The 17,661-nt window shown below is 57.9% G+C and carries 14 protein-coding genes; all 14 read left to right on the forward strand.

The window, feature by feature from the left end:
- The first annotated feature begins 59 nt into the window (after positions 1–59).
- The 14 genes from ccoG to E5201_RS12630 all read left to right on the forward strand — a co-directional run bounded on the left by ccoG (position 60) and on the right by E5201_RS12630 (position 17,637).
- A complete protein-coding gene (ccoG, locus tag E5201_RS12565; protein WP_140986565.1) occupies positions 60–1,571 on the forward strand; it encodes a cytochrome c oxidase accessory protein CcoG in 1,512 nt (503 codons plus the stop codon).
- Positions 1,549–2,070, forward strand: coding sequence for a FixH family protein (locus E5201_RS12570; protein ID WP_181404634.1), 522 nt, complete (start codon positions 1,549–1,551; stop codon positions 2,068–2,070). Before ccoG ends, E5201_RS12570 begins: the two co-directional genes overlap by 23 nt.
- 118 nt (positions 2,071–2,188) lie before the next feature.
- A complete protein-coding gene (ccoS, locus tag E5201_RS12575; RefSeq protein WP_140986569.1) occupies positions 2,189–2,338 on the forward strand; it encodes a cbb3-type cytochrome oxidase assembly protein CcoS in 150 nt (49 codons plus the stop codon).
- Positions 2,335–4,515, forward strand: a complete 2,181-nt coding sequence (locus tag E5201_RS12580; RefSeq protein ID WP_140986571.1) for a heavy metal translocating P-type ATPase — start codon at positions 2,335–2,337, stop codon at positions 4,513–4,515. Before ccoS ends, E5201_RS12580 begins: the two co-directional genes overlap by 4 nt.
- A 256-nt stretch (positions 4,516–4,771) precedes the next feature.
- Complete coding sequence (locus E5201_RS12585; RefSeq protein ID WP_140986573.1) at positions 4,772–5,656, forward strand: cell division protein FtsQ/DivIB; 885 nt, start codon at positions 4,772–4,774, stop codon at positions 5,654–5,656.
- Positions 5,657–5,726: 70 nt separating this feature from the next.
- Complete coding sequence (ftsA, locus tag E5201_RS12590; protein WP_140986575.1) at positions 5,727–7,085, forward strand: cell division protein FtsA; 1,359 nt, start codon at positions 5,727–5,729, stop codon at positions 7,083–7,085.
- A 94-nt stretch (positions 7,086–7,179) separates the two neighbouring features.
- The gene (locus E5201_RS12595; RefSeq protein ID WP_140986577.1) at positions 7,180–7,809 is read left to right on the forward strand and encodes a YrbL family protein; all 630 of its coding nucleotides are present in this window, start codon (positions 7,180–7,182) and stop codon (positions 7,807–7,809) included.
- Between the two features lie 407 nt (positions 7,810–8,216).
- Positions 8,217–9,905 (forward strand): cell division protein FtsZ, encoded by a 1,689-nt coding sequence (gene ftsZ / locus E5201_RS12600; RefSeq protein ID WP_140986580.1) that lies wholly within the window; start codon positions 8,217–8,219, stop codon positions 9,903–9,905.
- Positions 9,906–10,035: 130 nt separating this feature from the next.
- On the forward strand, positions 10,036–10,929 hold the full coding sequence (gene lpxC, locus E5201_RS12605) for a UDP-3-O-acyl-N-acetylglucosamine deacetylase (protein WP_140986582.1): 894 nt from the start codon (positions 10,036–10,038) through the stop codon (positions 10,927–10,929).
- Between the two features lie 109 nt (positions 10,930–11,038).
- On the forward strand, positions 11,039–11,950 hold the full coding sequence (locus E5201_RS12610; RefSeq protein WP_140986584.1) for an outer membrane protein assembly factor BamD: 912 nt from the start codon (positions 11,039–11,041) through the stop codon (positions 11,948–11,950).
- A 73-nt stretch (positions 11,951–12,023) separates the two neighbouring features.
- A complete protein-coding gene (gene recN, locus E5201_RS12615) occupies positions 12,024–13,748 on the forward strand; it encodes a DNA repair protein RecN (protein ID WP_140986586.1) in 1,725 nt (574 codons plus the stop codon).
- A gap of 228 nt (positions 13,749–13,976) precedes the next feature.
- Entirely contained in the window at positions 13,977–14,525 is a 549-nt protein-coding gene (locus tag E5201_RS12620; RefSeq protein ID WP_140986588.1) for a hypothetical protein, read from the forward strand.
- Positions 14,526–14,779: 254 nt separating this feature from the next.
- Complete coding sequence (ligA, locus tag E5201_RS12625; protein ID WP_140986590.1) at positions 14,780–16,876, forward strand: NAD-dependent DNA ligase LigA; 2,097 nt, start codon at positions 14,780–14,782, stop codon at positions 16,874–16,876.
- A 2-nt stretch (positions 16,877–16,878) separates the two neighbouring features.
- The gene (locus tag E5201_RS12630) at positions 16,879–17,637 is read left to right on the forward strand and encodes a 3-oxoacyl-ACP reductase (RefSeq protein ID WP_140986592.1); all 759 of its coding nucleotides are present in this window, start codon (positions 16,879–16,881) and stop codon (positions 17,635–17,637) included.
- Positions 17,638–17,661 lie beyond the last annotated feature (24 nt).

Raw genomic sequence — 17,661 nt, forward strand, 5'->3', positions numbered from 1 at the left:
TGCGGCCGTCGACGGCGTGCTACAGGCTGGGGCAGTATAATAAATGTCGAAATAGGCAGATGAATACCACCGACGATCAAGCCAGTACCCAGCTTTTTGAAAAGGCTGAAAAAATCTATCCCAGACGGGTAAAGGGTAATTTCCGGAGCCTGAAGTGGGTCGCCATGATTGTGCTTCTGGGCATCTATTATGGCGCGCCCTGGCTGAGGTGGGATCGTGGGCCGCATGTGCCGGATCAGGCAATCCTGATCGATCTGGTGGGGCAGCGCGGCTATTTCTTCGGTATCGAAATCTGGCCGCAGGAAGTCTATCTGCTGGTCGGGGTGCTGATCCTTGCAGCGGTAGGATTGTTTTTTGCCACCGCTTTGTTGGGACGGGTGTGGTGTGGCTTTGCCTGTCCGCAGACCGTATGGACCGATCTGTTTGTCTGGGTTGAGCGCTTCGTGCAGGGCGACCGCAATGCGCGGCGCAAGCTTGATCAGAGCAAGTGGACGCTTGAGAAGGTCTGGAAAAAAAGCCTGACCCATTCGATCTGGCTGGTCATCGGTATGCTGACCGGTGGGGCATGGGTCTTCTATTTTAATGATGCGCCGACCCTGTTTGATCATATCATCCATTTTGATGTGTCCTGGACGGTGCTGGGTTGGGTGATCGCGTTGACGCTTTCGACCTATTTCATGGCCGGTTTTGCGCGGGAAAATATCTGTACCTATGTCTGTCCCTATTCGCGTTTCCAGTCGGCCATGTTCGACAAGGACACGCTGATTGTCACCTATGAGACCGAGCGCGGGGAGCCGCGCGGTAAACACAAGGCGGGCACAAGCTGGGAAGGGCGGGGGCACTGTATCGACTGTACGGCCTGTGTCGTTGTCTGCCCCATGGGGATCGATATTCGTGACGGCTTGCAGATCGAGTGTATTTCCTGCGGGCTGTGTATCGATGCCTGTAACGAGGTGATGGACAAGGTGGGTCTGCCGCGCGGGCTGATCCGCTATGATACGGAAACCAACCAGAAGGCCCGTCAGGGGGCCGGGCGCACCTATAGCCTTGATATCAGTCACCGTAAGGCCAGCGACGTAACCAGTGCGGTAACGGAGCCGGCGGTTGTCAGACAGCCGGCGATCAAAGAAAAAATCCGCTGGATTCGTCCGCGCACTATTGGTTATGCGCTGATATTGTCGGTGGTCGGCAGTCTGATGCTGGGGGCCATTCTCACCCGCGCGGATACCGAGGTCAATGTCATCCACAACCGGGCGCCGCAGTTCGTGCGCCTGTCAGATGGCAGCATTCGTAACAATTACCAGATCAAGGTATTGAACAAGTCGCATGACGATCGCCACTATCAGGTAAGTGCGCCAGACCTTAAGGGGGCGCAGATTACGGTGCTGGCGGCAGGGGATCGTCCGGTTGAGCAGATTGATGTGCCTGCCAACAGTGTCGGTGAATTCCGTTTGATGATCGTTGTGCCGCCTGCCGGAAGCGATGCAGACAAGCGTCAGGATATTGCTATTGTCCTCAAGGACAGCCAGAGCGGAAAGGAAACCTTCGGTGACAGCTACTTTGCCCGTTAAGCCGGAAGATATGACGCCGGAACAGCGTGAACTCTATAATAAACAACGTGGACGCATCGTGCCGTGGGTTATTGTGGCCTTCTATCTGGTCTTCATCCTGCCGCTGATCGGTTTCACGGTTATTGCGTTTCGCAATATGCCTTCGGAGGTAACACAGTCGGCCTATGAGAAGGGGCTGAACTATAATATCACCCTATCCGAACAGGCAGCACAGGACGCACTGGGGTGGAAAAGCATTGCCGCGTTCGATAAGGGCGAACTGAGGCTGGTGCTCAATGACGTCGACGGTGCGGCGATTGACGGGGCTGCCGTCAAGGCGTGGTTTGTTCACCCGGCTGACAAAAAGCTGGATCGTCAGCTTGACCTGCATCCGGTCGGGCCGGGCACCTATGCCGGAACGCCTGATCTGGCGGAAAAGGCCGGTTATTCGGTACATATCACGGCAGCAGCCAGAGAGCGGGAATATCAGACTGTTATGCTGATGGGAGGGCAGGAGTGAGACCGGCTTTCCCCGCCAAGGCCTGCCCGAACCGGCAGCAAGAGGCCCCACCCGTCATCGCTGACGCGATGCCACCCTCCCCGCCAAAGGCAGGGAGGTATGAAGGCAAGGTGAGATTATGGTCATACTGATCCTGATGATACCGATTGCCGGTGCGCTGGGTCTGCTGGCGCTGTGGGGGTTCATGTGGGCGCTGAAAAGCCACCAGTTTGAAGATATGCAAGGCAATGCCGAGCGCATCCTGCACGATGAGGATGATGCGGATTGAGTATCGATTACGCCTGTTATGCCCATGACGAGGAAGGGGTGGCTAAGGACGGGGGGAAACGTCAGGCGCTTTATTTGCAAATCGAGGGCATGACCTGTGCGGCCTGTGCCTTCAAGATCGAAGACCGGCTCAATGCCGAGGCGGGGGTCAAGGCCCGTGTCAATTACGGGACGCAGCGCCTGCATGTCAGTTGGGCGGGCGAGACCGAAGCCGACAAGGGGCGGATTAACGCGCTTGTGCCACTGATTGAAAAGCTGGGGTATAAGGCGGCACCTTTTGATGCCGAAAGCCAGCTTGAGCAGACGCGTGAAGCGCAGCGGTTTTTACTGCGGTGTCTGGTGGTGGCGGGCTTTGCCACCGGCAATGTCATGATGTTTTCACAAGCCCTGTGGTTCTCGCCCGCCGGATCGGTGGCGGGCGCGACCAAGGATATGATGCATTGGGCCATGGCCCTGATTGCCCTGCCGACGCTGATCTATTCGGGGCGTCCGTTTTTTTACAGTGCGTTTAATGCGCTCAGGCACGGGCGCACCAATATGGATGTGCCGATTACCCTGGCGGTCATTCTGACCAGCGCGCTGAGTTTTTATGAAACTCAGCGGCAGGGCGATTACGTCTATTTCGACGCCACGGTGATGTTGCTGTTCTTCCTGCTGATCGGGCGCTATCTCGATAGTCTGGCGCGGGGCAAGGCGCGTGAAGCGGCGCAGGGGCTTCTGGCCATGATGGAGGGGACGGCGACGCTTAAGGACGGGACTTCGGTGCGTATTCGCGACCTTAAGGCCGGTCAGGTGTTGCTGGCGGCGACGGGGGAAAAGATCGCGGCGGATGGAGTGGTGGTGCGGGGGGCATCGGACATCGACACCAGCCTGATCACCGGTGAGACCCTGCCGCGCAGTGTGGGCATCGGTGAGGCGGTCTATGGCGGGACGATCAACATGTCCGCCCCGCTTGAGATCGAGGTTACGGCTTCGGGTGACCGCAGCTTGTTGTCGCAGGTGGTCGCCCTGATGGAAAAGGCCGAGCAGGGGCAGGCGAAGTATGTGCGCATTGCCGACCGCGTATCGGCCAAATATGCCCCTGTGGTGCATGTGCTGGCGGCGGTAACGTTTCTGGGGTGGATATTTATCGGCCAGTCTGACTGGCAGGATGCCATGCTCAAGGCCATGGCGGTGCTGATTATCACCTGCCCGTGTGCGCTGGGGCTGGCGGTGCCGGTGGTGCAGGTGCTGGCGAGCGGGGAGTTGTTCCGGCGCGGTATATTGCTGAAATCCGGCAAGGGGCTGGAGACTCTGGCTCTGGCGGACACGGTGGTGTTTGACAAGACCGGCACCCTGACGCTGGGGCAGCCGCAATGGCTTAATCCTGAGGCATTAAACGCCGAAGATCGGATTCTGGCGGTGGCTATGGCACGGCAAAGCCGTCACCCGCTGTCGCAGGCATTGGCGCTGCATGGTGAGGATGTGACAGCAGAGGTTGCCATTGAAGACATTGCCGGAAGTGGACTTAAGGCGCAGGTGGACGGGCAGGAGGTTAGGCTCGGCAAGGGGGTATGGCTGGGGGCGGAAAGCGTCAATGACGGCCAGATGGAAATGTGGTTCCGGCGCGGTGAGGCGTCGCCTGTGCGGCTTGTCTTCGCCGATCAGCTGCGGGCCGATGCGGCGGAGACCCTGAAAGGGCTTAAAGCGCGGGGTTTGAGGCTTGTTATGTTATCGGGTGACCGGAAGGCGGCGGCTGAGGCTGTGGCGTCGGGTCTGCCGCTTGATGAGGTTCGGGCCGAGTTATTGCCCGCCGATAAGGTGGCGGTGATTGAGGCCTTGCAGGCTGAGGGGCGTAAGGTGCTGATGGTCGGGGATGGGCTGAATGATGCGGCGGCCTTGTCTGCGGCCTATGTCTCCATGTCACCGTCTTCGGCCATGGATGTCACGCAGAATGCAGCGGATTTTGTCTGGCGTGGTGAGGGGCTTAAGGCCGTATTGACGGCGCAGCGCATGTCGGTGCGTACGGGGCAACTGGTGTCGCAGAACTTTGCGATTTCGATGCTCTATAATGTGCTGGCTGTGCCTCTGGCGGTGGCGGGCTTTGTCACACCGATGATTGCCGCCATTGCCATGTCGGGGTCGTCACTGATTGTGGTCGTCAATGCCTTCCGCCTGAAGTGGGGCAAGGTGGGGTAGGGGATTTGCGGTGTGCCTTAAACTGACCCTCACCCCGGCCCTCTCCCTAAAAGGGAGAGGGGGAATGATTGTGCGTTGATAAGTCAGGTTTGGTGAATCAATTCCTGACAGTTAGCGATTCCGTTATCATATTATTAAGGACGTTCTGTCTTTTCTAAACGCTTATGCATCCGGCAAATCGTTACGATACAGCTCTGCTTCCGAGAGGAGGGAGAGGCGACGATATGACGGGGCGGGTCTGTTTGGGAGAGGCGTGATGCCTGCAATCGTCAGAGGCGGTCGTCGTCAGACGGCACAACCGAACAAGGGCGCCGGTAAGGCTGCCCCCAAGGGTGGTGCGCGTGGCGGTGGGCGTAAGGCTCAGGCGACGCACAGCCGTATCGGCTCGGTGCCGATGTCCAATGAGCTCATTGGCTGGCTGGCCTTTGGCGGGCTGGCGACGCTGATGAGTGTCGTTTTGCTGACCGGTGGGCGGGCGGAAATGCTGCAAGCCTCGGTGGCCAGCTTTGTCGACGGGCGTATTGCTGCCGTTGGCGTGAATTTGCAAAAAATGCGTCTGGTGGGGGTATCCGAAGCCGCCAGTGCCGATATCAAAAAAGCCCTGACCTTTGAACGCGGCCAGCCGATTGCTCTGATGGATCTGGAGAAGGTGCGTCAGGATGTCGAGGCGGTTGGCTGGGTCAAGTCGGCGGTTGTGCGCCGTCAGTTTCCGGATGGTCTGATTATTACCGTGACCGAGCGTCCCCGTCTGGCGGTGTGGCAGCATAATAACCGCGTCGTGGTGATTGACGACAAGGGTCAGATTATCCCCGAAGCCAATGCCCATACCTTTACCGACCTGCCGCTGATTGTCGGTGAGGGGGCCAATGAACAGGCGGCGCAGGTGCTGGAACTTCTGCGGGCGCGGCCTGAACTTCTGACGCGTACCGAGGCGCTGATCCGCGTCAATACGCGCCGCTGGGATGTGCGTCTCAAGAACGGGGCGATTATCAAGCTGCCGGCGCTTAACGAGGACGAGGCGCTTAATCGTCTGGATGCGCTGATTGTGCAAAAGCGCATTCTGGATCAGGGATTTGCGGTCATTGACCTGCTTGATCCCAATACGTTGGTAGTAGTGCCGTTAAACGCGGGTAACGCATAAGGATGTGGTTTCATTCGCAAAATGTGGATGGGATTTGTTTTTTGACTGTAGGTAATGGGCTTGAAAGCGCATGTCACGATTAGAAGATCGTAAACTGGCCAGAGATTTATCGCGTGATGTCATGTCACGCGACGTGGTGAAACCTGTGGCGGTGACGCCGGGTCTGGTGGCGTCGCTTGATCTTGGGGCGTCCAAGATCGGTTGCTTTATCATGAAGCCTGACGGAGCCCGGGCGGCAGATCAGTCGGTGCGGGTTGCGGGTGCCGGCTATGTGCAGTCCAAAGGTATCCGCGCCGGTGCCATTCTGGATATGGAAGCGGCCTCGACCGCGATTGCGCAGGCCGTTGAGCGCGCCGAAGCCATGGCCAATGTCTCGATTCAGGGCGTGCGCGTCACGGTGCCCGGAGCGCAGACCGCGTCGCATCGCGTGTCGGCCAGTGTGTCACTGGGGCTTAAGCCGGTATCCGATACCGATCTCAACCGCGCCATTGCCTCCGGTCTGGCGCAGGTGCGCTTTCAGGGGCGACGCACCATTCACCTCCTGCCGGTATCCTGGTCGGTTGATGAGCAAAGCGGGGTGCGTGATCCGCGTAACCTGACGGGGCGCACGCTCGGCCTTGAGTTGCTGGTCGTGACGATTGATGAGAACGTATTCAACAACATCATTCAGTGCGTGAACATGGCGCACCTTGAGGTGCAGGCTATTGTTTCGGCCCCATTGGCGGCGGCGGTGTCAGTGCTTGAGCATGATGAAAAGGAACTGGGCTGCATCTGCATTGATATGGGGGCTAGCTGCACCACGGCGTCGGTATTCTATAATGGCGCGCTGGTGCATATTGACTGCCTGAATGTCGGCGGGGCGCACGTGACGGCGGATATTGCGCGCGGGCTTTCGACAACGCTGGCCGGTGCCGAGCGTATCAAGACCCTGCATGGTACGGCTATTGCCTCAAGCCATGAAGACCGTGAAACGGTTGAGGCCCCGCCACGTGGCGATGATCCGGGGGCGGCACCCATTGTGGTGGCGCGTTCGATCCTTAAGGGCGTTATCGCGCCGCGCGTGGAAGAAACCTTTGAACTGCTGAAAGAAAAGCTGAAAGCCTCAGGTGTGCCGGTTGATCCGGGTGCGGGCATTGTCCTGACCGGTGGGGCGTCACAACTGGCGGGCGTGCGTGAACTGGCGGTGCGGGTGTTTGATCGCCCTGTGCGTCTGGGTAAGCCGCGTCGCGTGCCGCATCTGGCGGATGCGGCGGCGGGGCCTGCGTTTTCGGCCTGCTCTGGTGTCATCCTCAGAACGCTTTACGGGCCACGCGATGTCGTGCCGGTCAAGAAGATCATGGCGGCGCGCCTAAGCCCGCGTGACGCCCCGCAAACCGGACAGGGAAACCCGCTCGGGCGGGCGCTCGACTGGCTCAGACAAAATCTGTAGGCGGATAATTTCAGCCTGTGGCTTTAATGCTCTTTAAACGGAGCAGGTGAGCGCGTACATATATATGACGGTTTCGTCATAATGTGTTGTGATCATGATTATACTCCAAGGGGTTGAGCCCATGGCTCACGGTCTGTTCCGCGCCTGTTACCCGCATCCGGAACAGCAGGATAAGTGCGTCAAGATTGCCCTGAAAGATCACCCCCTGCCTAAGCGGGCAAAGCTGGTGGACCTTAAGGAGCCTACTGATCCGAACCTCAGGGAGCTTTTCGCCTACAAGAAGCTGAAAGCGCGCGGTGTGCCGGTCGAAAGCCGGTTTCCGGCGGTGCATGATCTGGTGGATACCGATCTGGGGCAGGGGCTTGTGGTCGATCGCATAGATGCGGCCTTGCCACAAGGCGCGCTGACGCTCAGGGACTATATCGAAAAGGGTGTGCGGGGCGAACTGACGCCGGACATGCTGGTGGCAGAGTTGCGTAATTTCGCCGATTTCTGCGTGCGTCACTCGGTGTTTGCCTCATGCGATGAGTGGCATAACCTGTATTTTGTACGCAAGGACGCGGGATATCACTGCATGGCCTTTGATCTGAAACTGCGGCTGAATCGTGAGTTTATTCCGTTTTCGTCCGTGCTGCCCTTTGCCATGCGCCACAAAATCCGCCGCCGCTTTGACCGGATGATTGCCGAGGTTGAGGGTTTGCTGTCTGCGCCTCAGACTGCCTGAGAGGCGGCGGGGCGCGTGTCTGGCTGAGAATGGTTTTCAACAGATATTTCGCAGACGCACAGATGTTGGAAAGTCCCTTAATGAGGTCTTATAATACCATTTACGTGACGTATGATCTGAGGCGAAAAGGTTAATGTACGTTAACGGATTTGTTAATAAAACTATGGGTTTGTGCTCGTATTGGCCCTTTGCGCTATCTCAGCGTGTGTAAGGATTCCATTAAGTGGCGTATTTGCGGATTATGGTTAAAATTTATTAGTATTTTCACTTCAAATTCGCACGACTCACGCTATCGGGTAACTAATCATTAAGCATATTTGATGTCTCATGGTGTTTCGCACAAACGGAGCGCCGGAGCGGGGAATTTGACGCCCCCCAAAGGGCAAGCAGAAGGTTGATCTGATCGCATGGCTATTCATCTTTCGGCGCCGCGCGCCACGGAATTAAAGCCGCGTATAGTTGTGTTCGGCGTTGGCGGAGCCGGTGGCAATGCCGTGAATAATATGATCGAGGCCGGGCTTGAAGGCGTCGAATTCGTTGTCGCCAACACCGATGCGCAGCAGTTGCAGTTCGCAAAGACCGATCGTCGGGTACAGCTTGGGATCACCCTGACGCAAGGTCTGGGGGCGGGCGCTCATCCTGAAGTCGGCATGACCGCCGCTGAGGAATCCGCTGCCGAGATTTCCGAGCACCTTGAAGGCGCGCACATGGTCTTTATCACCGCCGGTATGGGCGGAGGTACCGGCACCGGTGCGGCACCGATCATCGCCAAATGCGCCCGTGAGCGCGGCATTCTGACGGTGGGTGTGGTCACCAAGCCCTTTATGTTCGAAGGTCGTCACCGTATGCGTCTGGCTGACGCTGGTATTTCCGAGCTTCAGCGTTATGTTGACACCCTGATTGTTATCCCGAACCAGAACCTGTTCCGTATCGCCAATGAGCGCACGACCTTTGCCGAAGCCTTTGGTATGGCCGATCAGGTGCTGCATTCCGGCGTGCGTTCGATCACCGACCTGATGGTTCTGCCAGGTCTGATCAACCTTGATTTTGCCGACGTGCGTTCAGTCATGTCCGAAATGGGCAAGGCCATGATGGGGACCGGTGAGGCCGCGGGCGATGACCGTGCCTTGCAGGCGGCGCAGAACGCTATTCAGAACCCGCTTCTGGATGAAACCTCGCTTAAGGGGGCCAAGGCCGTTCTGGTCAATGTGACCGGTGGTCTGGATATGACCCTGCTTGAGGTTGATGAAGCGGCCAATGCCATTTCGTCCGAGGTTGATCCCGACGCAAACATCATCTTCGGTGCGGCGTTTGATCCGAGCCTTGAGGGTAAGCTGCGCGTATCGGTCGTGGCGACCGGTATGGATAGTCAGGCGGCTGCGCAACCGGCCCCGGTTCAACAGAATAACCAGACCCCGACGGGTTCGGGGCGTGTGCCGCTCTATAATCGTCCGCAAGCCGAGCCATTGGTGGTGCAGCCTGCGCCTCAACCGGCACCCGCTGTGGCGCAAGCCGCTCCTGAGACGGTTGCCCGTGTACCGGCACCGAGCAGTGTAACCTTTGAGCAGCGTCCGGCACCGGCGGCCCCTGTCTCTGCGCCTGCGTCCTATGCGGCACCGCAGGCTGAGCCTGTACGGGCACCGGCACCTCATGCTCCCGTAGCGGCGGGTGAACCACGCATTATAGGTAAGATCGTTGATCCGGCGGTCGAAGAAGCCAGCGAGGGCTATGAGGCTCCGGTTCAGCGTCAGGAACCCCCTGCGCCACGTAACGAGGTGTCACAACGTCCGGTCGCCGGCTATGGCACCCGTCAGCCTGAGCCGCGCGTGGCGCAGCGTCCGGCAGCCCCTGTGCATCAGCCGGAAGAAGAAAACCGTGGCTCGATCTGGCGCGGCCTGTTCCCGAACCGCAATGCGCGTCAGGAACCTTCGGCCGGTTATGGTCAGGCCCCGCAAGTGCAGGCCCCGCCTCAATCTCACGCGTCGCAGCCCCATTCTCAGGCCGCTCAGGCACAACCTCAGCCGGTTCAGCAACAGGCTCCGGAAGCAGAGGACGATCTCGAGATTCCGGCATTTTTGCGGCGCTTAGCTAATTGATTATACGGGTTAATTTGCGTTAATTCTGGCGTTACAAACCGTAATTCATGTTTAATTGAGTGCGGTCGTCACAAATAATATAAATGCGGGTGCGGAAGTGCCCGCATTTTTTGTTTTTCGGATCACGCAAATGCTGCCTGAACATCACGAACACACACTGGCTTTGCCTGCTATATGCGCCGGGATCGGTTTGCATACGGGGCAGCACGTGCGTCTGTCTATCCGTCCGGCGGCTGCCGGTACGGGCGTGGTTTTCGTGCGCACGGATCTGAACCAGAACGATAATGTAGTGCCTGCGCGTGCCGATTATGTAACCCAGACCCGTCTGGGGACCGTCATCACCAATGCGTCGGGCGTGTCTGTATCAACCATTGAGCACCTGATGGCGGCGCTGTCGGCGCTTGGGGTTGATAATGCGATTATCGAACTTGATGGCCCGGAAGTGCCGATCATGGACGGGTCAGCGCAGCCTTTCGTGCAGTTGCTGGATCAGGCGGGCTTCCGTCGCCAGTCGACTGCGCAACGCGTCATTGAAATTCTCAAGCCTATCGAAGTTATCGAAGGTGACAAGCGGGCCGCGCTTTTGCCAGCGGATCGCTTTGAGATGCGCTTTGAAATTGATTTCGACAATCCGGTTATTGGCCATCAGGAAGTTGAACTGGTGATCACCGAGGAAAGCTTCCGTACCGAGCTGGCGTCGGCGCGTACCTTTGGCTTTGTCGAAGGTGTCGAAGCCCTGCGGGCGGCCGGTCTGGCACGTGGCGGGTCTTTGGACAACGCCATTGTTATTGACGGCGACAAGGTGCTGAACGACGGTGGCCTGCGCTTCGTTGACGAATTTGTGCGTCACAAGGCGCTGGATGCCATCGGCGATCTCTATGTGCTGGGCATGCCGATTCAGGGCCGTTTTGAAGGCATTCGTGCCGGTCATGGCCTTAATAATGCCGTGGTTCGTGCTCTACTGTCTCAGCCGGAGGCTTACCGCATTGTTGTGCGCGGTGAGGCACTGGAAGAAGCTGTCTAAAAGCTGTTGGCGTTTGTACGGCCCTGTTGTAGAGCTATCCTCCGAACATTTTGAGTCACGCCGGTAACCTTACCGGCCCTGTGGGGATATAGACGTGCCGGTTGCGACCATGACTGCGAAAACCAATACTAAACGGGCATTGAAGCTGGGTCTGGTGATTCTGGCTTCGGTGGCCAGCGTCGGCGTCATGAGCGGCTGTGCGGGCAAGGGCGGGCAACAGACCCGCCTGGTCTATGAAGAACGCCCTGTCGAACAGCTTTATAATACCGGTATGCGCCGCCTTGATGAGCGCAACTGGAAAGAGGCTGTCGATTATTTCCAGGAAGTTCAGCGTCAGCACCCCCATTCCGAATGGGCGCGGCGTTCGATCATCATGGAAATCTACGCCAACTATATGGGCAATAACTATAATGAATCGACCGCTGCGGCTGAGCGGTTCATTAAGCTCTATCCCGGTTCGGATATGACGCCCTATGCCTATTATATGCGGGCGGTGAACTATTTTGAGCAGATCGTCGATATTGGTCGCGATCAGGCCTATACGGAAACGGCGCAGGCCTATCTGCGCGAAGTGGTGCTGCGTTATCCCGGTACCGAATATTCGCGCGATGCCTCAGTTAAGCTCGACATGGTCTATGACCAACTGGCGGGTAAGGAAATGGAAATCGGCCGTTTCTACCTGCAACGTAATCAGCCTCTGTCAGCGGTTGGGCGTTTCAAAACCGTCATTACCACCTATCAGACCACCAGCCATGCCCCTGAGGCGCTGTATCGTCTGGTCGAAGCCAATCTGATGATGGGTATTGTTGATGAGGCCAACCGCAATGCGGCGGTGCTGGGCTATAATTACCCCGGTGATCGCTGGTATAAGTCGGCCTATGACCTGATGCAAAAGCATGGTCAGGCGCTTGAGGTTCGGCCTGTGGCCGGTGGCGCAAAGGGGCCGGAACCTGTCGGTACAGAAGCGGAACAAAAAGAGAAAAAGGGCTGGCTAAGCCAGTTGAATCCGTTTAAGTCTTAGGTGAAAGTGTGCATTTGGGCCGGTATTCCGGTCAGGTGCGTGATACCCCTAGTCTTTACCTGCGCAGGATTCCATGCTGACACGTCTGACGATACAGGATGTTGTCCTTGTTGACCGGCTCGATCTCGATATCCGTCAGGGCTTAAGCGTTCTGACCGGCGAGACGGGGGCCGGTAAATCCATTATTCTCGATTCATTGGGACTGGCGACCGGTGCACGCGGTGACGCGGGGCTTATTAGGGCCGGTGCATCTCAGGCGGCGGTGACGGCGGAATTTGACCTGCCTGCGGGTCACGCGCTTTATGATTTCCTTGAGGACAAAGGGCTGGCCTTAGAGGCCGGTGAGCCGTTGCTCCTGCGTCGCGTGGTTAGCCGTGACGGGCGTTCCAAGGCTTTTGTCAATGATCAGTCGGTATCGGTCAGTGTGCTGAAGGCGCTGGGGGACAGCCTGCTTGAGGTGCATGGCCAGCATGAGACGGTAGGGCTGCTTGATCCGCGCACCCATGCGGCCATGCTGGATGCCTATGGCGATTGCGCGGCAGAAAAGGCGGCGGTGGCCGAGACGTTCAGGGCGCTGAAAGCGGTACGCGAACGTTACCGCGATCTGCAGGCGCGGTCGGAGCGGGCGGCGGAAGAGGTTGAGGAACTGACGCATCGTTTGTCAGAGCTTGACCGGCTAGATCCGCAGCCTGACGAGGAGGCGCAACTGGCGACCGAGCGGTCATTGCTCGGGGCATCCGAGCGGGCGCTTGAGGACATTACCGAAGCGCGGACCACGGTGGGCGGGGATCAGTTGTCACAGCGTCTTGCCAAGGCGTTTCGGGCGCTGGATCATGCCCGAAGCCGTGCGCAACAGGCCGGTGCCAATGAAGGCCATGCGGTGCTGAAGGCGTTGTCGGAAGCGGCCGAGGCGCTGGATCGCACGCTGATTGCGGCGGATGAGGCGTTGGCGCTGATGGATGCGGCGGCGGATGCGCTGGATGTCGAACCGGGGCGGCTGGATCGGGTTGAGGAGCGGTTGTTTGCGCTTCGGGCCATGGCACGTAAGCTGAATGTGCTGGTGGAGGATCTGCCGGCGACGCGGGCGAAGATGGCCCATGCCTTAAGTGAAATCGAAGATGCCGAAGGGGCTTTGCGCAAATTATCAGCCGAAGTGGCGCAGGCGCAGGCGGCGTTCAATGCGGCGATTGAGGCGCTTCGGGCCAAACGCCTTGAGGCCGGTGCGGCGCTGTCGGTGGCGGTGATGGCCGAACTGACGCCGCTCAAGCTCGATAAGGCGGCGTTCCGTGTCGATATTCGCGCGCTGGAGCCGGAACGTTATACGGCCCACGGCGGGGATCAGATTACCTTTGAGGTGCGCACCAACCCCGGGGCTGATTGGGGCGGGATGGCGGCCATTGCCTCAGGTGGGGAACTGGCGCGGTTTGCGCTGGCGCTCAAGGCGGCGCTGGCGACACGCGGCGATGAAGGGGTGGCGGGGCCGGTGATGATCTTCGATGAGGTGGATCAGGGGGTTGGCGGGGCTGTGGCCGATGCGGTGGGCCTGCGTTTGAAGAAACTGGCTGAAGCTGGTCAGGTGATTGTGGTGACGCACTCGCCGCAGGTGGCGGCACGCGGGGATCAGCATCTTAAGGTGTCCAAGGCCGAGGTTGAGGGGGCGGTGCGCTCGAAAGTGGTTGAGCTCAGTGCCGATGAGACGCTTGAGGAACTGGCGCGGATGCTGTCGGGCGCGGAGATCACGCCTGAGGCGCGGGCGGCAGCCTTGCGGTTGCGGCAGTCTCCGGTGGTGGCAGGGTAGTCAGAAGTGATTCATCGCACCTATTTATGATGAATGACTGATAGATATGAGTTGTAATTTTTAATTACCTGTTGCTGTTGCTGTTGCTGTTGCTGTTGCTGTTGCTGTTGCTGTTGCTGTTGCTGTTGCTGTTGCTGTTGCTGTTGTGGGGCAGAGAATTATTGAAAATATAACACTGCCTAAGTGGGTTGCGTTTTTTCAGAGAAGAAAAGAATTAAAGGGGCAGATATGAAAAACTGGAAAACGCATCTTGGGTGGGTATTTGTAATTTTCATCACGGCTTATTTGTTCCATAATATAGGAAAGAATAGTGTAACCGCTGAAGATGTTATTGTGATGTCATCCAAGAGCGTGGACCATTATGATGGTAAATCATTGGGTAAATCATTGCATTTTCAAGGGACTTGGAAGATTGAAGAGGGGAGTATTGCTTGGCCTAAAAATATCTCTCATTATGATTGCTGGCTAGATAATGAAGGTTATTGCAATTTAACTGAAGCTACTATCTATAAAAATTCCCTTAATGTCCGAACTTCGAAATTTGTAAAAATTATTAAATGGGATGATCAACAGGTTATATTAGAACAGTCTGGAACGAGTAATTGTCGCGATTTTGTTGTTGTGGTTGATTTACTTACACAGGAAGTTACTGGAATTACGAAAGATACGCCTAATAGGCCAGAAAGCTGTTCAGAAACGCTCCCTCCACTAGAAAAGCCTCGCATTAGCAAAATGATTGATGGCTTTCGGTTGAGTTTTCCACGTGCCGAAAAATAAATGATACTACACTTGCATGTCTCATTTTTTACTGTGAATTAGTATCGGTGGCTGAAAGGCAAGAGATTAAGCCTGAGGCGCGGGCGGCGGCGTTGCGGTTGCGTCAGCCGGTAGGGGCATAAAAGTTACCACAGAAAGAACCCCCCTCTGTCACAGCTTTGCTGTGACATCTCCCCCGGCATAGCCAGGGGAGTATGAAGCTGGGGGTTAAGTGGATGTTTTGCAGATATGGAAACCGATGATAGACAGGGCGCATGAACACCGATGATACCCCCTCTGCGGCGCGTGACCGTCATGCCGAACTGTCGGCCGAAATAAAGCGGCACCGCGATCTCTATTATAATGCCGAGGCACCGGAGTTGTCCGATGCCGATTATGATGCGCTTGAGGGGGAGCTTAGGGCGCTTGAGGCGCAGTATCCGGCGCTGAAGAGCGTCGACAGCCCGACCGAACAGGTGGGGGCGGAGATCAATGCCAAGTTTGCGCCGGTGGCGCATGGTGTGCCCATGCTGTCGCTGGATAACGCTTTTGCCACTGAAGATGTGCGGGATTTTGAAAAAAGCATCCGCCGGTTTTTGCGGCTGCCTGAGGATGAGGTTCTGGCCTATGCCGTGGAGCCGAAGATCGACGGGGTGTCCTGTTCGCTGTTGTATATTAACGGCGAACTGAAGCGGGCGGCGACACGCGGTGACGGGCGCACCGGCGAAGATATCACCGAGAACGTGCGCACCATCAGCGATATTCCGCACCGGCTGTCGGGCAGTGGCCATCCTGAGCGTATCGAAATCCGTGGCGAGGTCTATTTCCCGCTTGAGGCCTTTCAGGCGATGAATGCGGCGGCGGCGGAAACCGGCAGCAAGGTGTTCGCCAATCCGCGTAATGCGGCGTCTGGCGCTTTGCGGCAGTTGGATGCCACGATCACGGCGTCGCGGCCCTTGCGGTTTTTTGCCTATACCTGGGGGGAGGTGTCTGATCCTGAGTTTGTCGCGTCGCAATCGGAGGCGCTCAGGAAATTCCGTGACTGGGGGTTGGTGGTCAATCCGAGGTCAATAAGGGCTGAAGGGGTTGAGGCGCTGATTGCGGCCTATGAGGATCTGCAACGCGACCGGTCGGGGCTCGGGTACGATATTGACGGCGTGGTCTATAAGATCGACCGTTTGGATTATCAGCGGCGTCTGGGGTTTGTCTCGCGGTCGCCGCGCTGGGCCATTGCCCACAAGTTCCCTGCCGAGCAGTCCCTGACGCACCTTAAAGGTATTGATATTCAGGTCGGGCGTATTGGCACGCTGACGCCTGTGGCGCGGCTTGAGCCGGTCAATGTCGGTGGGGTGGTGGTGTCCAATGTCACCCTGCACAATGCCGATGAGATTGCGCGCAAGGACGTGCGTATCGGTGATCTGGTGCGGGTGCAGCGGGCCGGTGACGTCATCCCGCAGATTGTCGGAGTGGAATTGTCTGCGCGGCCCGAAGGGACGGCGGCGTATGAGTTTCCGACGCTTTGTCCCTGTCCGCTGCAAACCCCTGTGGTGCGCGAAACCAACCATAAGGGCGAGGAAGGCGTCGCGCGGCGCTGTACGGGCGATCATGCCTGTCCGCATCAGAAGATCGAATATCTGAAATATGTTGCCGGTCGTAAGGTGCTGGATATCGAAGGGCTGGGGGAAAAACAAATCCAGCTGTTTATCGAAAAGGGGCTGATCAGCGAACCGGCGGATATATTCACCCTTGAGGCGCGCGATAAGATGTCTCTGACGCCGATCCGCAACTGGGAGGGCTTTGGCGAGGTCAGTGCGCGCAACCTGTTTGCCGCGATTGAAGACCGGCGGGAGATTTCGCTTGAGCGGTTTATTGCGGCTCTGGGGATCAGGGGGGTTGGGGAAACGACGGCGCGGTTGCTGGCGCGGGCCTATGGCTCGGAGGCGGCGTTCCGCGAAGCCCTGATGGCGCTGGTGGCCGAAGATGAAGAGGTGCGCGGGGCCTTAAGTGATATGGATCAGATCGGGCCGTCTTCGGTGGCGGCGCTAACGGACTATTTCGCCAATCCCTATAACCAGGCGGTCTATCGCAATCTGGTGGCGGAGCTTAGGGTCAGAGATGCCGAGGCGGTGGCGGCGACCTCAAGCGTTTCAGGGCTTACGGTGGTGTTTACCGGCACGCTGGAGCGCCTGACGCGTGATGAGGCCAAGGCGCAGGCTGAACGGCTGGGGGCCAAGGTGGCGGGGTCTGTGTCGAAAAAGACCGATATTGTCATTGCCGGGCCGGGGGCCGGTTCAAAGCTGAAAAAAGCTGCTGAACTGGGGGTGGCGGTGATGACCGAGGATGAGTGGCTGGCCCACATTTCAGGAGTTTAAGTATGAAGCTGAATGAACAGGTGGTTATTGTGACCGGCGCGGGGCGCGGTCTGGGGGCAGCGATTGCCACAGCCTTCGCCCGTGAAGGGGCTAAGGTAGCGATTAATTATCGCAACAGCCGTAACGAGGCCGAAGCCTTGGCGGCGCAGTTGGGGGGAAATGCGCGCGCCTTTCAGGCCGATGTGCGTGACCTTGAGGCGGTAAAGCATATGGTCGCGGAGGTGACCGAGGCTTTCGGTGCGCCGACGACGGCAGTGCATAATGCGCTGGCCGATTACAGCTTTAACGGTGATGCGCGCGAGAAAATCGATACGCTGGATTATAGCCATATTGAGGCGCAGGCGCATACGGCGGTCGGCGGGGCGCTCAATCTGGCCAAGGCTGTGCATCCGGCGATGAAGACGGCGGGCTTTGGCCGTATCGTGACCATCGGTACCAATCTGGTGCAGAATCCGGTTGTGCCCTATCATGACTATACGGCGGCCAAGGCGGCGTTGATGGCGCTGACGCGGACTCTGGCGGCGGATCTGGGCCCAGACGGAATCACGGTCAATATGGTGTCGGGCGGACTTTTGCGCACGACAGCGGCCAGTGCCGGGACGCCTGAGGCGGTGTTTGACCTGATTGCCGCTTCTACGCCCCTGCGGCGGGTGACGACGCCTGAGGAAGCGGCGGATGCGGTGCTGTTCTTTGCCAGCCCCTGGGCGCGGTCAGTGACCGGTCAGAACCTTATGGTCGATGGCGGGCTGGTGTTCGGATAGGCAGGCGTTAAGCCACCGTCACCC

Origin of the sequence: Asticcacaulis tiandongensis, from assembly GCF_006475605.1 — a bacterium.
Taxonomy (GTDB): domain Bacteria; phylum Pseudomonadota; class Alphaproteobacteria; order Caulobacterales; family Caulobacteraceae; genus Asticcacaulis; species Asticcacaulis tiandongensis.